This is a genomic window from Paenibacillus sp. JT22N7, from assembly GCF_059383875.1.
In genome coordinates this window covers 419,970-438,761 of the sequence record NZ_JBXENY010000007.1, presented here as the reverse complement: position 1 = coordinate 438,761, position 18,792 = coordinate 419,970, and the positions used below count along the sequence as shown (strand labels likewise).

General features: G+C 50.3%; 11 protein-coding genes. 8 read left to right on the top strand and 3 right to left on the bottom strand.

Annotation, left to right across the window (positions count from 1 at the left end; genetic code table 11):
• Nucleotides 1-73: 73 nt before the first annotated feature.
• Nucleotides 74-190 (bottom strand): ribosomal protein L7/L12, encoded by a 117-nt coding sequence (locus AC50Y5_RS20795; RefSeq protein ID WP_081419046.1) that lies wholly within the window; start codon nt 188-190, stop codon nt 74-76.
• 201 nt (nt 191-391) lie between these two features.
• On the opposite strand from AC50Y5_RS20795, the gene AC50Y5_RS20790 reads away from it, so the two are divergent.
• The 8 genes from AC50Y5_RS20790 to AC50Y5_RS20755 all read left to right on the top strand — a co-directional run bounded on the left by AC50Y5_RS20790 (nt 392) and on the right by AC50Y5_RS20755 (nt 13,079).
• Entirely contained in the window at nt 392-1,861 is a 1,470-nt protein-coding gene (locus AC50Y5_RS20790) for a spore germination protein (protein ID WP_235533281.1), read from the top strand.
• Between the two features lie 18 nt (nt 1,862-1,879).
• The gene (locus AC50Y5_RS20785) at nt 1,880-2,998 is read left to right on the top strand and encodes a GerAB/ArcD/ProY family transporter (RefSeq protein ID WP_494863462.1); all 1,119 of its coding nucleotides are present in this window, start codon (nt 1,880-1,882) and stop codon (nt 2,996-2,998) included.
• The gene (locus AC50Y5_RS20780) at nt 2,973-4,151 is read left to right on the top strand and encodes a Ger(x)C family spore germination protein (RefSeq protein WP_056040915.1); all 1,179 of its coding nucleotides are present in this window, start codon (nt 2,973-2,975) and stop codon (nt 4,149-4,151) included. The genes AC50Y5_RS20785 and AC50Y5_RS20780 overlap by 26 nt, the downstream gene beginning before the upstream one ends.
• Nucleotides 4,152-4,357: 206 nt before the next feature.
• A complete protein-coding gene (locus tag AC50Y5_RS20775) occupies nt 4,358-7,786 on the top strand; it encodes an S-layer homology domain-containing protein (protein ID WP_494863460.1) in 3,429 nt (1,142 codons plus the stop codon).
• 400 nt (nt 7,787-8,186) lie between these two features.
• Entirely contained in the window at nt 8,187-9,842 is a 1,656-nt protein-coding gene (locus AC50Y5_RS20770; protein ID WP_494863458.1) for a helix-turn-helix domain-containing protein, read from the top strand.
• Nucleotides 9,843-10,056: 214 nt separating this feature from the next.
• Nucleotides 10,057-11,034 (top strand): iron-hydroxamate ABC transporter substrate-binding protein, encoded by a 978-nt coding sequence (locus tag AC50Y5_RS20765; protein ID WP_494863456.1) that lies wholly within the window; start codon nt 10,057-10,059, stop codon nt 11,032-11,034.
• A gap of 33 nt (nt 11,035-11,067) precedes the next feature.
• On the top strand, nt 11,068-12,075 hold the full coding sequence (locus tag AC50Y5_RS20760; protein ID WP_056040923.1) for a FecCD family ABC transporter permease: 1,008 nt from the start codon (nt 11,068-11,070) through the stop codon (nt 12,073-12,075).
• Nucleotides 12,072-13,079, top strand: a complete 1,008-nt coding sequence (locus AC50Y5_RS20755; protein ID WP_494863454.1) for a FecCD family ABC transporter permease — start codon at nt 12,072-12,074, stop codon at nt 13,077-13,079. The genes AC50Y5_RS20760 and AC50Y5_RS20755 overlap by 4 nt, the downstream gene beginning before the upstream one ends.
• Before the next feature lie 87 nt (nt 13,080-13,166).
• Here the strand turns inward: AC50Y5_RS20755 and AC50Y5_RS20750 are convergent, their stop codons facing one another.
• Both AC50Y5_RS20750 and AC50Y5_RS20745 read right to left on the bottom strand, forming a co-directional pair.
• Nucleotides 13,167-14,027, bottom strand: a complete 861-nt coding sequence (locus AC50Y5_RS20750) for an alpha/beta fold hydrolase (RefSeq protein WP_494863452.1) — start codon at nt 14,025-14,027, stop codon at nt 13,167-13,169.
• 59 nt (nt 14,028-14,086) lie between these two features.
• Nucleotides 14,087-18,568 (bottom strand): AAA family ATPase, encoded by a 4,482-nt coding sequence (locus AC50Y5_RS20745; RefSeq protein ID WP_494863450.1) that lies wholly within the window; start codon nt 18,566-18,568, stop codon nt 14,087-14,089.
• Nucleotides 18,569-18,792: the final 224 nt, after the last annotated feature.

The following is an 18,792-nucleotide window of genomic DNA, read 5'->3' as shown; positions in this document are numbered from 1 at the left end:
GAGTAGTGAAATAGGATAGACACTAAAGATTCAAAATTGGAAAAGAGGAGTACAAGAGGCAACTCAAAGCGGGTCAACGCTGCCTCCGCTCCAAATCATCCACATAATTTTTGGCTTCCTTGAGGCCAACACCGCTTACTTCCCGGTATTCCTTGATCGCTTGAATCCTTTTTTCTGCGGCGATCAGCATAAGCAATCGTTCATCTATATTTGCTGCTTGATTGGAAAGTGTATCTTATATGATGGTTCATTATAACATAACATTTGGCCTGCTCTTGCTTTTAGAAAGGGGGCTGTGCTTAGCTCCATTCACTTGCATCAAAATCCACTTATTGGGTAAAGCTAACTTCGATTATTCTCGGATATTTGCAGCATAAGGGGGTGGACCATCATGATGAATGACACGAAGCTGTTCGAAGAGCTTCACCATAATGTGAAGGAAATGAGAAAGCGCATCGGGCACAGTCCAGACGTGGTTATTCGCTCGTTCATGATGGGCCGTTTGGGCTTTCAGGCTGCGCTTATCTATATCGATGGCTTGGTCGACAAGCCGATGATTCATGAACAAGTGCTCAAGCCGCTTTTGCATCTGGAGAAAAACGCTGCCGGATATGACAGAAGGGCGACGATAGCCGAGGCGATTATTTCGGCAGGCGAGGTGAAGGCGCAAAATCAACTTGATGCTTGTGTCATGGAGGTATTGTCTGGCAACACCGTATTGCTTTTGGATGGGACAGATACGGCGCTCGTCATTGACACTCATGGCTGGGAGCGCCGCTCGATTGAGGAGCCGGTTTCGGAAGCGGTCGTGCGCGGCCCGCGGGACGGCTTCACCGAAACGTTGCGCAGCAATACAGCCATGCTCCGCCGCCGTATCAAAGACCCGAGCTTCACGATGGACATGTACAAAATCGGCAGGCGCTCCCAGACCGATATCGCTTTACTGTACATGAAAGGGCTCACAGATGAAGCGTTGGTGGAGGAAACGAGAAGCAGGCTGAAGCAAATTGATATTGATGAGGTGCTGGAATCCGGTTATATCGAGCAGCTCGTTGAAGACAATGTGATGTCGCCATTTCCTCAGGTGCAAAATACCGAACGGCCTGACCGGGTGGCGGGTGCTTTAATGGAAGGCCGGGTTGCTATTCTAATCGATGGAACCCCTATTGCCCTCATTGTGCCCGTAACGTTTGCGATGATGATGAGCTCGCCAGAGGATTATTATGAGCGCTGGCTGCCTTCCTCGCTCATTCGGCTGCTGCGTTATGGAGCAGCTTTTATCGCTCTGTTCCTGCCTTCGCTGTATATTGCTCTTATTTCCTATAACCATGGACTTATTCCAACCAAGCTGGCCATATCGATTGCTGCAGGCAGAGAGGGCGTGCCGTTTCCCTCAATTGTAGAAGCGCTCATTATGGAAATTACGCTTGAAATTTTGCGCGAGGCGGGGCTGCGGCTGCCAAAGCCGATTGGACAAGCGGTTGGCATCGTCGGAGGACTTGTCATTGGTCAAGCCGCGGTACAAGCTGCAATTGTCAGTCCGATTATGGTTATCGTCGTGGCGCTGACGGCGATATCCTCGTTTGCTTTTCCACAGTATGGGGCGGGTCTGGCGATTCGCATTTTGCGCTTTGGCATGATGATGGCGGCTGCGGTACTGGGCCTTTATGGGGTCATTTTGTTTTATATTTTGATTACCGTTCATATGACCAGGCTTAAAAGCTTCGGCGTTCCTTACCTCTCGCCGTTTGTGCCAGCGCGCCCTTCGCAGTGGAAGGACCTTTTCCTCCGTTTTCCGCTCCATATGTTGAAACGGCGTCCCGCCATGGTCAGCCCTCAGGACGATAAGCGGCAGAAATAGAGACAAGGGGAATGCAGCATGAAGACAAAGGATAGGAGCAAGGAATCGATTACCGCTACTCAAGCCGCGATGATGACGGCGAAAGCAATGATCGGCACAGGCATTCTCGTGCTGCCGCAAAGCGTTGGCAAGAGTGCGGGAACGCCCGACGGATGGCTGTCTGTTCTGCTTAGCGGCATATTGGCTATGATGTTCGGCTTCATTATTGTAAAGCTTAGCCAGCGCTTTCCCGGCAGAACCTATTATCAATATAGCCAGGAAATTATTGGAAAATGGATCGGTTCCTGCGTTGGGGCTATGATGTGCCTGTATTATATTTTTTCCGCTGGCTACTTGCTGCGTGTCATGGGGGAGGTTGTGCGCATGTATTTGCTGGATAAAACGCCGATCGCCATTATCATGCTCACGTTTATGGGGGTTGCCATTTATATGACGACAGCGGGAATCAACGCGATCGCGCAGCTTATCGAGATTTTTTTGCCGATCATTGTCCTGATTATGGTTGCTTTTATCGTTTTCAGCTTCGGTGACTTTGAGCTGGACAATTTGCGCCCGGTATTGGGGGAAGGCATTGCGCCGGTGCTGAAAGGAATTGAGCCATCGATTTTATCCTACAGCGGGTTTGAAGTGATGCTGTTCGTGACGGCCTTCATGACGGATGCCCGCAAGGCGCTCAAGGCAACCTTCGCCGGAATCGGCTTGACAGCGGTGCTATATACGCTGGTTGTTGCTGTTGCGATTGGCTCCTTAACGGTGGAGGAGGTGCAGACCGTAACGTGGCCAACGATGTCAGTCGCAATGAACATTGAGCTGCCCGGCGGTTTTTTCGAGCGATTCGAATCTTTGTTTACCGTCTTGTGGGTTATATCGATGTTTACAGCCTTCGTGATGTACCATTATGGAGGAAGCTTGGGGTTTGGACAGCTAACGGGCAAAAAATTTCAGCTATTCGCCTATTTGTCTTTGCCTTGTATTTTTTTGATTGCCATTTGGCCAAGCAATTTGAACAAGCTGTTTAAGCTTGGCGACTATATCGGTTATGCTTCGTTTTTTATGTTCGGCACCATTCCCATTATTTTTTTTATAGTGGCGGCGGTGAGGAGGGTGGGGCATGGAACTAAAAATAAGCGCGCGTAATAGGTCTGTTGTGCTGCTCATGCTCGTCATCCCTTTGCTGCTGACGGGCTGCTGGGATCGTAATGAAATTGAGGAAACGGGCATTGCGCTTGGAGTCGGCATTGATTTTCCAGCTGGACAAGAGGAAGGGGCCAGGCCGATCATCGCCATGACCCATCAATTTGCCCTGCCCAACCAGTTTTCGGAGAGCACCAGCAGCAAGGTGCAGAAGGATTACGTCAACATGTCCAGCGCTGGGCCAATCGTCTTCGATAACATTAGAGAGCTGTCTACCCGATCTGCAAGGCCACCTAATTATGAGCATCTGCAAGTCATTGTTATTAGCGAGAAAGCGGCTCGGGAGCTTGATCTGAAAAATGTCATTAACTTTTTTCTGCGCAATACCGAAACACGGCGTTCCATCCGCGTCGTCATTTCTCACGGAAAGGCGAGCGATATTTATCAACAACAGAAGAGTACGAAAACCCCGGCTTTGGAGCTGCGCGAGCTAACGGACAATTATCGCAAGACGCTGCGTATTCCTCCGGCGCTAACGCTTGGCAATATGTCGGAGCATCTGACCGGGCAGTCCAGCTTTGTCATTCAAGGCGCAGGCAACTCGCCAGAAGGGGCGAAGCTCACGAGCGCAGCAGTCATTAGGGGGACAACAGCCCGGATGATCGGCTTTCTCAGTGAAATCGAGACGGTGGGGCTGAACTGGCTGCTTGGCAACAATCACTCTAATGGCATTGTGGAGGGGATTGAGCCGGACAGCGGCGCCATGCTTGGTTATGAGGTGCGGAAGATGACGTCCAGCATTCAGCCGATCGTCCAGGGGGACGAAATTTCTTTTCAGGTGAAGATTAAGACAACGGGCAAGCTGCGGGAGGATTGGGCATTTCCTGGCGACGCATTTGATGCTGATTTCATCAATCGTGCAGAGAAGGCTACGGCGGTCATGATTAAGCAAATGGCGGAAAAAGCGCTCGCCAAGACGCAGCGCCAGTACAAGGTTGATGTAGCGGGTTTCGGCAAGCGCCTCAGCATTAAGAAGCCGGCGGTATGGAAACGGGTGAAGGATGGCTGGGAGGATCGCTTTAGTCGAATGCCTGTTTCTATTGTGGTGGAAGTTGATATTCAGGAGTTTGGCACAAGAGGAACGAAGCGAAATTAGACCGCGTTGAAGACTAGGAGAAAATAGTCGACAGCGCGGTATTTACATTGGAATGGATAGAATAAAAAAATATAAATCCTACTATTACTTTATGGTAGAATTGTTAAGAATAATATAATTTAGCTTAATGTAATGGTGCCTAAAGCGCCAGAATCTATCATTATTTTAAGCGATACAGTATAGCGATATAATTGAGGGGGATTTTTGTGAAAAGATGGCTTGCTGCAATAATGGTTGTCATTCTATTTGTATATCCGATGCTGCTGCCACCAAAAGCATCTGCAGCGGGGACGATGTTTACATCCGTTGCTTCACAACTGGGCACCACAATGGCGCTGGATGCAAGTGGTCAAATCTGGGCTTGGGGCAGCAACATATCTGGTCAATTTGGAGACGGGACAAACGTTTCCTCGCATACTCCGAAAAAGATTACGGTCATGGATAATGGCGCAACTGTGACGTTCAAGGAAGTGAAGCCAGGCTTCAATTCCGCACTTGCCTTGGACACGAGCGGGCAGCTGTGGTCGACAGGAGATAATGGAGATGGCCAATTGGGACTTGGCGCTGGGACTGCGAGTACGATGGTCTGGACAAAGGTTGAAGTGATGGACGGCGGTACAGCTGTCACCTTTAAGAAAATCGCCTCCCTGCGCACTACTTCGCTTGCGTTGGATAGCAATGGAACGCTTTGGATATGGGGTTTCAGAACGTGGACACCTGATCCTTATGTCCCTACTAAAAGGGAATTGACGGACGGCAACGGAGACCCTGTCGTTTTTGAAACGCTGGAGGGAAATGAGGAGAACGGAATCGCAATCGATTCGACGCAGCATATTTGGGAGATTTTCCATGGCCAGTATATGCCCACGCCATTAGGGGTGATGGATGGCGCGTTGGAAGCCGAATTTCAATCCATCGCAGTCGGAGCAGGCTATGGTACGGGTACGTTTCTGATGCTTTCCATCGACAGCATCGGCAACGTATGGACCTGGGGAGGAAATGATCAAGGGCAGCTTGGTGATGGACAAATCTCCAGCGATAGATGGTTCCCAGAGAAAAATCCGGTGCTAGACAACGGGAACCCGGTGAAGTTCACACAAGTTTCAGGAGGCAACAAGCATGTACTGGCGCTCGATGAAAACGGTGATATGTGGACATGGGGATTGAATGCTGCCGGGCAGCTTGGAGACGGCACAACATTAAATTCCGCTCCCCATAAAGTAGCCGTATCGGATAATGGTACGTCTTTTCAATTTGTCTCTCTAACTGCCGGTTTTGATGTATCGTATGGGCTTGACCAAGATGGCCGATTATGGTCGTGGGGAAGTGAATATATGCTTGGTGATGGGGGAAATGGCACCGGGTCGCAAGCAACGCCTGTGAAAATATTTCTGCAGCCTGCGGTAACGCTGCAAACGTCGGTAGCATCGTCTACCTATCTCCAGCCCATTACTTTGACCGCTTCCCTTACTGGTGATTTCGACATTCCGACTGGGAACGTTGAGTTCAGGGACGGGGGCTTGCTGCTGGGCTCCTCTTCACTTGCTGCGAACGGAACGGCAACCTTAACGGTTTCGTCACTGCAGCCGAGAACTCATACCTTCACTGTACATTATGCAGGTGATGACTATTATTTAGCGAGATCAACGAATAATTTGGCCTTTCAGGTAACGATGCCAGATGCGCCAGTTATTTCTATAACGCCATCAACGACCGCACAGACGAATGATCCGGTAACGCTGAACGTCACCACGTCAACCTATGGTATTGGCAATTCGCTGCACAGCTTGAAATGGCTTCCGGGCGATCATGGTGCGGCCGCATTTGCGGGTGCTGGAACCGACCTATTGGCTGCTGGAAGCTTTGATGTGGCCAGCAATGGCAGCTATACGGTTTACGCCAAGGATTTGGCAGGCAATGAAACGGTGAGAAAAATGGAGGTTGCGAACATTGTTCCACTACCGAATGACAGCCTCATCAGCCCTGTGGCTGCCAGCTTTGATAAATACACGGGAGCAGTGGCAAATGTTGACGTGGCAACGGGGCTGACGCTGAACGGCAACACGCTTAGCAGCGTTGCTAACGGCGCAGCGGCGCTCGTTCTAGGAACGGATTATACTGTAACAGGCAGCACAGTAACGATTCTGAAGGCATATATGATGTCGCAGCCGGTCGGTACAACGAGCCTGACATTTATGTTTAGTGGAGGAGCAGCTCAGACGCTGACGATAACGGTAGGCGATTCTACGCCAAGCCCAACACCGACACCAAGTGCTACACCAAGTCCTAGCCCAACGGCCACACCGATTCCGTCACCAAATCCAGCTTCGACTTCTTCTAATGTACGGCCTAACTATCAAATTGTGACGGATTCGTCAGGCAGAGTTGTGGTCATTGTTGATCCTTCTGTACTGGTAACCGAGAAGAAACCGGATGGAACGAATGTTCAAAAGCTGATGGTCCCGGAAAGTATTTTGAATCAGGCTGCTGGCCAGTTCAAGGACCCAGCGAACCCGATTATTATAATTAGAATCGACAATAAGGAAAGCGCCGTTCAGGTTCAGCTTCCAGCTTCATCGATTGCAGCTATTGGGAAGACTTTCCCGAATGCCGTAATCGAGGTCGAATTAAAAGGCTCCAGCATGCAGCTTAAGGCTAGCGTGCTTGATCTGGAGAAGCTGGCGAAGCGGCTTGGCGTTTCCGTATCCGATTTGAAAATCAATTCGACGATGGAGCAAGTCAGCGATACTGTGCGCAATGAGCTTGTGCGGGTTGGAAATGACAAAGGGTTCAGTCTGCTAGGCAGCGTCGTTGATTTCAAAGTAATGGCTGTAGCGAACGGGCAGACGGTTGACATTAGCGATTTTGGTGGAACGTATATGGTTCAAGCCATTGTAATTGATCAGGCAGCCGCGGGAGATTTGGTTTTTGCCGTGCATTATGATCCTGCGACTAGACAGGTTTCATATATTCCAACCCAATTGGGCGAAAGAAACAACGGCAGCAAGCAGGCCGTCATGAGAACTCCTCATCATAGCATCTATGCTGTAATCAGGAAGGACGCTCCTTCTTTTGCCGACATGCAAGGACACTGGGCGAAAGCAGAGGTTGAGCAGCTTGCTGCCAGGTTCATTGTTAATGGCATTTCCGCTGAGCGTTTCGCTTCGAATGACAGCATTACGCGGGCTGAATTTGCTTCTTTACTCGTGCGCGGAATGGGAATCTCTTTAAAGCATGACTCCGAGTATAAAGGTTTTACGGATATAGCCCCGACTGCATGGTATGCTTCTTCGGTAGAAGCAGCAGTAAGAGCCGGACTTGTTCAAGGACTAACCACTGAGCGCTTTGGGCCCAATGAGCAGATCAGCCGGGAACAGATGGCGGTTATGATTGCCAGAGCATTGACGATTGTCTCCAAAGACGGAACTGAGCCAGTAGATAGCGGGGCGCAGGCTGCATTTGCCGATCAGGATCTGATCTCCCCGTGGGCTGAGACCGCAGTTGCCGAGACAGCTAAAGCAGGGATAATTACCGGAATGGCCGACCAAACCTTCGCGCCTAAAGACTTTGCAACTAGAGCGCAGGCGGCAGTGATGCTGAATAGATTTTTACAAGCAGCGGGATTTATTGGTTAGGACGATACTAAAACGTTTCATAACAACGACTAGGCAAAAGGCACCTGTAACTTGCAGGTGTTTTTTGCTTTTTTAAATGAAGCGAAACGCCCAGCAGGGCAGGAAATAAGACGAATTATGTCGAATCATTTTAAAGGCTTTATTGGATCTGTGAGCGTTTGGGCAGCTGTATGATTATTCCTATTTTATATCGTATAAACTCAATATTTTACAATTTCGTAACGCTTGGTGTCCCGAGCGTTTTTTTTGTATGCAAAAGCATAAAATATGCGCGAAGCAGCATCTCTTTTTCACTATGCTTATAAATTTTCAAGGCTATAGCTATTTTTTTATATAATCGGGATAATAGTGGTTAGTATAATAGAAGGTCCATAAATAGATCACATCGGGGGCTGTAAGGATGATTCATGTTGAGTTTGAGTGGGCGGAGTCTCATTTTCCTCTATATGCGGCTGCCAGCATTCATTCGCTGTACAGCACTTCAAATATGCCCATATATAAAATAAACGAGAATGCAGCCTCACTCCTAGCGATTGCCAGCGGCAAAGGCACGCTTACAATGAACGATCAGACGTATGAGCTGACGGAAGGCAGTGTTATCGTCCTACCAGCGCAAACCCATGTGTCTTTAGTGACTAGCGCGGTGCAGCCGCTGCATGCCTATAAGCTGGTCATTGGCACAATCGAGCAGCAGCGTACTTTAGCCGCGGGTGCCATCGTACGGAAAAGCGAGGTAGCTGGTGGCCTGAATAGCTTGTTTATTCCTCATGCTCCAGCCATTGTCTCGCAGATGGAGGAGCTGTATGTCCATAGACTGCCTGCGCATGAGGTGCGTCATATGCAAAATCAAATTCTTTTTCACCAAATACTGCTGTACTTGCTGGAGCGGATGGACGCCCAATATGCAACGAGCGACAAACCATCTATGGAGCGAAGCATCGCATATATGGAAAACCATTTTAATGAAAAAATAACACGGGAGCAGCTGGCGGCAATGGCTGGTGTAAGTCCGTCGCATTATTCGACCTTGTTTAAGCAGCTTAACGGCTTTTCCCCTAATGAATATTTGTCACGGCTGCGCGTCCACCGTGCCAAGGAGCTGCTAATTAACGGTTCGGGCACGCTTAGGGAAATTGCGCTTAAGGTAGGCTACCATGATGAGTTTTATTTGAGCCGACGCTTCAAACAGCAGACGGGCGCTGCTCCTTCAGGGTATAGCCGAGACTCCTTGCAGCATGTAGCCGTGCTGCTCCTTCCTTACGCCAGCCATTTAATGCTGCTTGGACTGGAGCCTGCCGTTACGATTACGGTAAGCAGCGAATTTGTGAGCACCGCAGATATGCCGCCTCCACAAACGATGCGCTTCATCCATGCCGAGAGCTCGCCTGAACAGGTCAAATCGGTATTGCTGGATGCGAAGGTGGAGCTCATTATTGCCGCGAAGCAGCATTTGCAGCAGTATGGGCTGAGGCCCGAGCAGCTGCGGGCGATAGCGCCTGTCGTGGAAATTTCATGGATGGACATGGGGTGGAAGGAGCATTTGCGGCTCATTGCCCAAGTGGTGCAGCGAGTAAGTGTGGCCGAACAGTGGCTGCATACGTTTGAGCAGGAGGAGCAGGAGGCGCGTGCTCTCATCGAGCAAAGTCCCGCCGCGCGCGAGACAATCACCATACTAGTCATTAAGCCGGAGAGGCTGCTCATATATGGGGCGCGAAATGTAGGATATGTGCTGTATCAATCACTAGGCCTGCGGCCGCCTGCCCGGATTGCGGAGGAGATGGACAAGCTGGGGGAGCAATTTCATTCTGTGCCGATTGAGGCAGCGGAGCTTGCGGAATATGCGGGGGACCGGATCGTCGTCATTGCGTTTCCAGATGAGAAGGGCTCAACGCTCCATGCGCAGAAAACATTTGAGTCGCCGTATTGGCTCAGCCTTCCCGCAGTGAAGCAAAAGAAAGTACATGTGCTGGATAAGGACGAATGGGTGCCATACAACCCGATTTCGATTCGGCTGCAGCTTGGACGTGCGGTAGCTTTATTTACGGGCAGCCAATAGTCCAAGCTATTTTTCGAACAAAAAGGCATGGCTTGGCGCATAGGTGACCACTATAATGATGAAAGCAAATGCGAATGATTTTCATAATCACAAGGTGAAACGGCTGTCGCCGTCCTTTGGCGGTGCAGCGCGTTTCAGTCCGAGAAAAATATAGAGAAAGGATAGAAAAAATTATATACATTCTGATATTTTAAAAAAGGGAGAGAGTCATCTTATGAAAAAGCTTTTTATTCCGCTTCTACTTCTTATGGCGGTTGCACTTAGCGCTTGCGGCGGAAATCAAGCAGGCAATGCCGGAGCTGCTGGCAATGCGGGAAACAGCAGCAATACGGGCAATACTAGCGCGTCAGCTGCACCTTCGGCAGAGGCGGAATCTGCAACGTTTACATATCAATCTGAAAATGGTCCAGTCGAGGTGCCGACAAATCCGCAGCGCGTCGTCGTGCTGACGAGATTTTTGACGGGCAACGTCATGGCTCTAGGTGTGCCTTTAGTCGGTGCGGATGAAATGTCCAAGGCGAACCCGAATTTTGAAGAGAGGTTAAAGGATGTGGAGGCCGTTTCCGACGAAAGTGTTGAGAAAATCATCGAGCTGCAGCCAGATCTGATTATCGGGCTTTCCGACATTAAAAATATTGATAAATTCAAGCAAATCGCGCCTACGGTTACTTTTACGTACAACAAGGTCGATTATTTGACGCAGCAGCTCGAAATCGGCAAATTGCTGAATAAAGAAAAAGAAGCGCAAGCCTGGGTCGATGATTTTTCCGCAAGAACGAAAAAAGCGGGCGAAGAAATTAGAGCGAAGGTCGGCGACAATGTGACGGTTTCGGTTATCGAAACGTTCAATAAGCAGCTTTACGTTTACGGCTACAATTTTGGCCGCGGCACCGAGCTGCTTTATGGCGATCTTGGTCTTGGCATGCCGGAAAAAGTGAAGGAAGGCACGAAAACAGACGGTTATTTCGCCGTGTCGACCGAAGTTCTGAAGGACTATATGGGCGATTACGTCATTTTTAGTAAAAATGCGGATGAAGACAATTCGTTCCAAAATACCGAAATTTACAAAAGCGTCCCTGCCGTCGTCAACAACCACGTCTTCGAGGTCGATGCGAAAGGGTTTTATTTCAACGATCCATTGAGCTTGGAGTATCAGCTTGCGTTTTTCAAACAAAGCTTTCTCGGCCAATAATCCTATCCCATTTGAAGAAAAGATGAGATTGAATTGAAAAAGAAACAAGGCGCAATTTCGTTTTCCTGGAAGCTGGCCGGCAGCACACTGCTGCTGGTCGTTTGCTTCATTCTTTCGCTTCTATTAGGAGCAAAGGAAATTCATTTGCAGGACTTATGGCTCGCTCTGACATCCGATTCCAAGGGCGACAACCTTCTCGTCCTGCGTGAAATTCGGGTGCCGCGCGAGCTGGCTGCTATTTTGGTTGGAGCGGCTTTTGCTGTATCTGGCGCGATCATGCAAGGAATAACCCGCAATCCGCTTGCTGATCCGGGCTTGCTGGGTTTAACCTCGGGCGCGAACATGGGGCTGGCGCTGACCTTTATATTTTTGCCAGGGCTAGGTTACTTCGGCATGATGATCGCCTGCTTTTTAGGCGCTGCTTTGGGGGCCGCTTTAGTGCTCATCCTTAGCTCTATGCGCCGGGGGAGCCTGTCTCCCATGCGGATTGTGCTGGCGGGCGCGGCGATTTCAGCTTTTCTCTACGCCATTTCAAGCGGTATCAGCCTAGCCTTCAAAATATCCAAGGATGTGTCCATGTGGACGGCTGGCGGCTTGATTGGCACGACTTGGGGACAGCTTCAAGCGATCGCTCCGGTTATTTTGATCGGCATACTGGTAGCGCTTATGCTCTCGAGCCAGCTGACAATTTTGAGCCTAAGCGATGATGTGGCGGTGGGACTCGGGCAAAAGCTTGTACAAATCAAAGCGATTTTGTTTGTTCTTATCATTATGCTTACGGGGGCAGCGGTTGCGCTGGTTGGGAACATTGCTTTCGTAGGCTTAATGATTCCCCATATCGTTCGCTTGGTTGTTGGAACCGACTATCGGTATATCATGCCGATTTCGGTATTTACAGGCGCATCCTTTATGCTGCTTGCCGATACGCTTGCCCGCACCATTAATGCGCCTTATGAGACGCCAATGGCCGCGATTGTGGCGATGGTGGGCTTGCCTTTTTTCCTCATTGTCGTGCGTAAAGGAGGCAAAGCTTTCTCATGATTCCACGTACACTAGCTCGTAAACAACGTTTGATTTTGCTTGTCGGCTTAGGGTTAATCGCTGTGGTTGCGGTGGTGAGCATGGGCTTAGGCTATGCATCTCTGTCCTTTGACCGGCTGCTTCCCGTTTTGCTTGGGCAAGGCACGTTTAAAGAGGAGTTTGTGCTGTTTTCGGTACGGCTGCCTCGCATCTTTATTACCTTGCTTTCAGGAATGGCGCTCGCTTTATCCGGTTCGATTTTGCAGAGCGTAACCCGCAACGAATTGGCGGACCCGGGCATTATCGGCATTAATTCCGGGGCAGGCGTAGGCATTGCGATTTTCTTTCTATATGTTCCGGTGAGCGTAGGATCGTTTGTTTATGTTTTGCCGGTAGTTGCCTTTATCGGGGCATTGCTCACGGCTGCATTAATCTATGCTTTCTCGTACAGCAGAAGCCGCGGTCTTGATCCGATACGTCTGGTGCTGGTCGGCGTCGGTTTTTCTCTGGCGCTGTCGGGTATTATGATCGTCATCATTTCCGCAGCGGAACGCTCCAAGGTCGATTTTATATCCAAGTGGCTGGCAGGAAACATATGGGGAACGGATTGGCCGTTTATTTGGGCGCTGCTTCCTTGGCTCATCCTGCTTATTCCATTCACTCTGTATAAAGCTCAGCGGCTCAATCTGCTCAGCTTGAACGAGGAGTCGGCGCGGGGTGTCGGCTTGAATCTTGAACGTGAGCGTCTCATGCTGATTGTCACTGCCGTAGCCTCTGCTGCTGCTGCGGTATCTGTGACGGGCGGCATCGCTTTCGTGGGGCTAATGGCTCCGCATATTGCAAAGACGATGGTTGGTCCGCGCAATCAGCTGTTTATTCCGGTCGCTGTGCTGCTCGGCGGGTTGCTGCTGCTGCTCTCGGATACGATTGGCCGCAACATTGTCGATCCTGATGGTATCCCGGCTGGCATTATGGTATCGTTGATCGGCGTACCGTATTTTGCATATTTGCTGTTGAAAAAATAGCGTGGCTTCAGCACGAAAAGCCCTGCCCCATGTGGAAGAAGTTCCACTGGTGCAGGGCTTTTTCTGCATGAATCCATTCAAATTCATTTACACATTCATCTTCAAAATTTCTTCAATGATAATAGCTGGATCGGTAAACATGACGAGATGGCCGGAATGGGGAGCTTCGACAAATCTGCCGCCCGGCAAGGAAGCTGCGGTATCGCGATGGGCAGCTATAATAGCCGTTCTTATTTTTTGTTCCGAGCGTATCGGCTTCGTTCCCGAAATGACGCAAACCTCCAAATCTCCAAGCGCTGGAGGCGTGGTGCGAAGCGAGGCCAAATCGTCCAGAAATGGCGTTAGTTCAGCCGCCAGCGTGCTCGCAGCCGCAATCGTAAAATCCTCCTTGCGATGATCTGCTGCTACATCGGCAGGCTGCACGCTGCCGGGGCGGCTGCCAAGCAGGCGATATAGACGGAGCCGTGCCAATAGCGGAAAAAGCACTCGGCTCATCGCAAACCGTTTAGCCACAGCTTTGCCGAAGTACATCGCGCAATTTTCGTCGGACTGGTCGACCAATACAATACCGCGTATGCGTGAAGGATTTGCCGCTGCTGCGGCACGAACGATCGGGCCGCCCCAGCTGTGGCCCACGAGAATAAAGGGGCCGGGACCAAGCGCTTCGAGCAAAATGCCGAGGTCATCGGCGAGTCTATGAAGCGTGCGGGGAGCCGTATCGGCATCGCTGCGTCCGCTGCCCGCACGGTCATAAACGACGGCGCGGGCATGCTTGGCAACGATTGGTTGAACGAGGCCCCAGGTCGAACGGGAAAATCCCATTCCTGATTCAAAAACGACCGTCACCTTGCCGCTTCCTTTGACCATATAATGCAGCTTGCGTCCATCGCCAGTGGTGACATATGCACTTGATCCAAATGAATGTGGGGGTGTAGGGATCATGTTCATGAATACCTCCATTTGGTGAGCCGATTACATTTGCGAAAAGTAGGATAGGGCTGACAGCATTAGCTGAGCAGCCTCATCTCCTTCGCCTGAGCGACTGCTTTTGTGCGCCGATTGACCTTGAGTTTAGCAAAAATATTTTTTACATGCACCTTTACCGTGCTTAGGGCGATAATGAGATGCTCGGCAATCTCTTTATTGGATAAGCCTGAGGCAAGCAGGGCAAGCACCTCGAGCTCGCGCTCCGTAAGCGGCTCTGCAATCAAGCTGGGAGGCGGCTGCATATCATCGGTTTCCTTGCTGGCCTGAAGCTCGGGTTGCTCCGGCAAGCTTTGCAGAACACACATTAGTAGACCGTAAGAGGCTATAGCGAGCAATACCGGTATGCGTTCAGCTGTGAACACGCCGCTTGCCAGCTTATTTTCAAGATAAAGCACGCCGAGCATGGTGCCGTGAACAGCAACGGGGATGCATATAACCGACTGGGGCCGATGCTTTCCCATATAAGGGTTATGGATAAGCCAGCTTTCTTCGGCTCCGGCATAATGAACCTTCTCCTGTGTACGAAGCACATAGCGGATAATGCCTTCTGGCAGCAGGGAGCTGTCCTTCAGCTCAAAAGGGGCCGGGACAGTCTGCTCCTCCGAGGCGGCATAAACCTGAACAGAAAGGACATCATGGCTGCCTGTTAGCAAGGCTCCCTTGCTTGCGCCAGCGTGCCTCAATATCGTTCTCATGATTTCCGCAAGCACGGCGTCCATATCGAGCGGGTTCGCTATCGCTTGCGTGGTTTGCAATATGGCGGCGAGATCAAGGCTTTCCGTTGCCAGCGTTTCGTTGCTGTGGAAGTAGGCTGGAGCAGCTGGCTGCTCCTTCTGGCTCCTATCCGTATCGGCAGGCAGGGCGTATAAGGACATTCGTGCAGAAGCGGAATCTGCTTGTGTCTGCTCTTGCCGCCGCAAGCTAAGCAGCTGCTCCTCCAAATGCTTAGATTTTACGTACACTTCCCACTGCATATACCCGTCGTGTGCGGTCTGCAAATAAAATAAAGCCGTCTTGATCTTAGCTTGAGCCATATAGTAGTTCGCTGCGAGTTCGGCTGCTAGGCTGATCGCTTGAATATCGCTCACCTCTCTGGCCTGGCGCAGCGCTTTGTCATAAAGCTCCTCTGCCTCGCTTCGCTTATTGCAGACGCGAGCATATTCTGCATAAAGAATGTGGGATCTTGCCTGATAAAAATCCGGACTCCATAGGGCCCATTTTCGCAAATGGCCAAGATTGCGCAGCAGGCTATTTCTCATAGCCGGGTGTTTGCGCAGATCGGGATAGGCCGCCATGATAGCTAGCGATTCATAAAACAGGCATTCCGGCAAATGGGGCAAATGCGTGGCGTAGGCTTCATGCGTCTTCGCTTGGCTGGCCCATTGAATCGCATCGTCATAGCGCCCCAGAAGGCAGCAAAGCTGCGTTTTGTAAGAGCTGAATTGAAATAAGGTAGTAGCTGCCGTCTCCTCACGGCGAATTTGCGTTAAAAATTGCTCTTCATCAAAGCCAGGTCCGCTGAAGGAGTCCGGCGCATTCGTTCGGCCTTGCAGCGCGAGAAAAAACTGCTGATAAAGGTAAAAATTTTGCCGTACGAATTCATCCTTCGTCGTATCCAGTACAACCATATAGTCGGCTATTCTCCGATTTAATTCGCTTAGCGGCGCTCTTGCGTACAGGGCATTGATATGGGCTCCGATCGCATAGCTGGCAAACACATAATCGCCAGAGTCCATACCTAGACGCATCGCTTGGGATACATAAAAATCGCCTTCCCCAGCCTTGCCGGCAAATTGGCACAATACTCCGCCGTAGATCGTATAGGTTTTGCTTTTAACGGAAGAGATATTGTATCGCTCGGAAAGCTCCACGCCTACCTTGCCAATGGCATAGCCCTTGTTGAATTTCCCCATTGAAATGCCCAAAATCATGCCGTAAGCCGAATAGGCAGCAGCAGAAACAGGTGTGTTCCCATGTTTAAGCGATAGCTGGATCGCCCGGCATATGAGCAGAAAATATACTTTTTTATTCGTAAAGAAGGTAGAGGGCACCATCGCAAAAATCAAATTCATCGCTGCGATCCGGTCCGCATCAGTCATTTCCTTCAGCTGGGCAAGCTTGTCATAGCGGTTGCGCAGCAGCATTTCAATTCGCAAGCCTTCAATCATAAGCATTTGGCTTCCAGGATTAGGATCAATGATAATGTGATGCTCCCTCAAGCTTTGCAGGCCGAGAGCAGTGCCTTCTAAATATTTGCCCTGATTGATATATTGCATAATTCGTATCATAAACACGCTGCTTCGTTCAGCCGGATTGCGCGCATAGCTAAGCAGCAGATCGATGTCGGCGCCGGATTGCTCGTAATGGCCGCACATATATTCACATTCCGCTTTTTGGGCATAGAGGTCAAAACAAAGCTCAAAGGACGCCTCCCAATCGTCTTCGTTCAGCAGCACGACCCCTTTGTGAAAATAGCCTAAGGCGACATCATAGGCGGAGGAGGCTTTGGCCCGTGTTCCTGCCTCTAAATTAAGCCTCACGAGCTGAAGCCTTTCATCCGGGTCTAAGAAGAGCTTTGCGCCCCTGTTCAAATGATTGACGGCATCAAACGCATGCTCCTCGATCCCAGCTTCCGATGCAGCCTCGTGCTGCCTGTTCAAAAAACGGCCGATTTGGACATGCAGGTCCTGCTTCGCTGAATCGTCCAATTGGCTGTAAATCAGCTTCTGAATACTGTCGTGGGCAAAACGATATTGCTGCTTTTGAACGGGAAGGATGATTCCTTCTGCCTCAATAGCGGGCCATTCCGTGGACAGCGCCTCGATATTCTGTCGGGCGACCTGTGCAATGACATGCGGCGAAAAGGTGCTTCCTACACAGGATGCGATTTGGAGCAGCTTCTGCGCCGTGGAAGACAGTCTGTTCAATCTATACGCCATCAGATCATGAATGGCAAAGCTTGGCTCCTGCTCGATTATTTGCTCCCAATCCCATTGCCAGCTGCGTTTATCGTAGTTATACCTTAAACTGCCGTCATCCTGCATGCGAAGCAAAATTTGCTTGAAGTGAAAGGGATTGCCGCCAGATTTATGATAAAGCAGCTCCGTTAAAGACAAGGTTGTCTCGGCTGGGCTGTTCAGCGCCTCCATGACAAACTGCTGAATCGGCTCAATATCGAGCGGCGCCAGATGAAGATGGCGAACGACCGCTTGCTCCGAGATACTCCCATCCGGCTCATATCCGGGCAGCTTGCTGCGATCGGTTTCCAGATGGCGATACGCGCATACAAAGAGCAGGTACTGGCATTCTGGATCGCAGACTAGAGCATGAATAAGCTGCAGCGACGATAAATTTGCCCATTGCAAATCATCTATAAACAGCACAATGGGCTGCTCTTTTGAAGCTAAAGCCTGCACAAATTTGCGGAAAACGTATATGAAGCGTTTATGCGATTCATGGGCAGGCAGCTCCTCCGCCACAGGCACATCGCCCAGCAGCAGGGCAGCCTCAGGGATTATGGCGGTAATGACGCCGGCACCTGCCCCCAGTGCCTCCCGCAGCCGAAGCTTCCATTGTTCAGACTTATCCTTGTGCTCACCAAGCAAGTGGCGAATAAGTCCGCGAAACGCCTGAATAATCGGATGATAGGGGCTTTCATTCGCAAGCTGCTCAAACTTCCCTGTTATGTAGAAAAAATCCTGTGCCTGCAGCTGTTTGCGAAATACTTCATCGATGAGGGCGGTTTTGCCAATACCGGCTTCACCCGAAATATAGACTAATTCTGTGGAACCGAAGCAGGCGGAATAGAAAGCCTGAGTGAGTATTGAAAGCTCATACTCCCTGCCGTGAAAGCCGGGCTCCAGTATAAAAGCAGGCTGGGAGTGGCCAACTTTGTCCAAATCAGCGAGCAGGAGGGAGGCATTGGGATAGCGTTTGTCTGGATTTTTTTCAAGCAGCTTCATAATAATTGCTTCCAGCCCATCAGGCCAAGCCTGCTGCTGATCCGTTATTGGCGGAGGGCTCTGTACCAAATGCATATACACCCATTCAAGCGAATTGTCTGCGACGAAGGGCAGGCGGTTTGCCAGCATTTCGTAAAAAATGACGCCCAGAGAATAAAGATCGCTTCGCTCGTCGACCGCCCGCTGCATGCGCCCGGTGTTTTCCGGCGAGCAGTAGGCCAGTGACGGTTCGGAGATCAAATGTCCGGCCGGGCGAACATAGCGGTCGGCGGTGCGCTGTACGGCAAATCCGCGATCATTAACGGCAGCACTATTTTTATCAGGAAAAATCGTTATTCTCTCCGGCCGCAAATCAAGATGTATCATATGCTGCTGATGGAGCTCCCCTATGCTTGCCACAAGCGCTTTCGCCAAAGGCAGAAAAGTCTCAGGAGGCATCCCCCTCCCTTCCCCCATAAATTGTCTAAGTGGCATCGCGGCGGGAGCTAGACTTGGCTCCAATTGGCCGGTTGTATCATCGAAAGGCTGCATTCCTGTCATTACCTAACACCTCTGGCGTCAAATTACTCTTTCATTCCTTCTATTATAATGAATCGTGCGCCGTTTACGGGCGATTTTAGTGAAAATACTCCTTAAGAGGTATAGGGTTATAGCGCTTTTTACATTAATTTGGTACATACATAGAACATGGAGAGAGGCTGGGGTGAACAGACGATGACGGATGCCCTCATTGCTTTTGTCAGCACCATCATTTTGGGAATCGT

Bases quoted from the DNA above. Each gene is read 5' to 3' on its own strand.
- AC50Y5_RS20780 (WP_056040915.1), top strand. From the start codon at position 2,973: ATGGAACTAAAAATAAGCGCGCGTAATAGGTCTGTTGTGCTGCTCATG.
- AC50Y5_RS20790 (WP_235533281.1), top strand. From the start codon at position 392: ATGATGAATGACACGAAGCTGTTCGAAGAGCTTCACCATAATGTGAAG.
- AC50Y5_RS20795 (WP_081419046.1), bottom strand. From the start codon at position 190: ATGCTGATCGCCGCAGAAAAAAGGATTCAAGCGATCAAGGAATACCGG.
- AC50Y5_RS20755 (WP_494863454.1), top strand. From the start codon at position 12,072: ATGATTCCACGTACACTAGCTCGTAAACAACGTTTGATTTTGCTTGTC.
- AC50Y5_RS20770 (WP_494863458.1), top strand. From the start codon at position 8,187: ATGATTCATGTTGAGTTTGAGTGGGCGGAGTCTCATTTTCCTCTATAT.
- AC50Y5_RS20750 (WP_494863452.1), bottom strand. From the start codon at position 14,027: ATGAACATGATCCCTACACCCCCACATTCATTTGGATCAAGTGCATAT.
- AC50Y5_RS20785 (WP_494863462.1), top strand. From the start codon at position 1,880: ATGAAGACAAAGGATAGGAGCAAGGAATCGATTACCGCTACTCAAGCC.
- AC50Y5_RS20745 (WP_494863450.1), bottom strand. From the start codon at position 18,568: ATGACAGGAATGCAGCCTTTCGATGATACAACCGGCCAATTGGAGCCA.
- AC50Y5_RS20765 (WP_494863456.1), top strand. From the start codon at position 10,057: ATGAAAAAGCTTTTTATTCCGCTTCTACTTCTTATGGCGGTTGCACTT.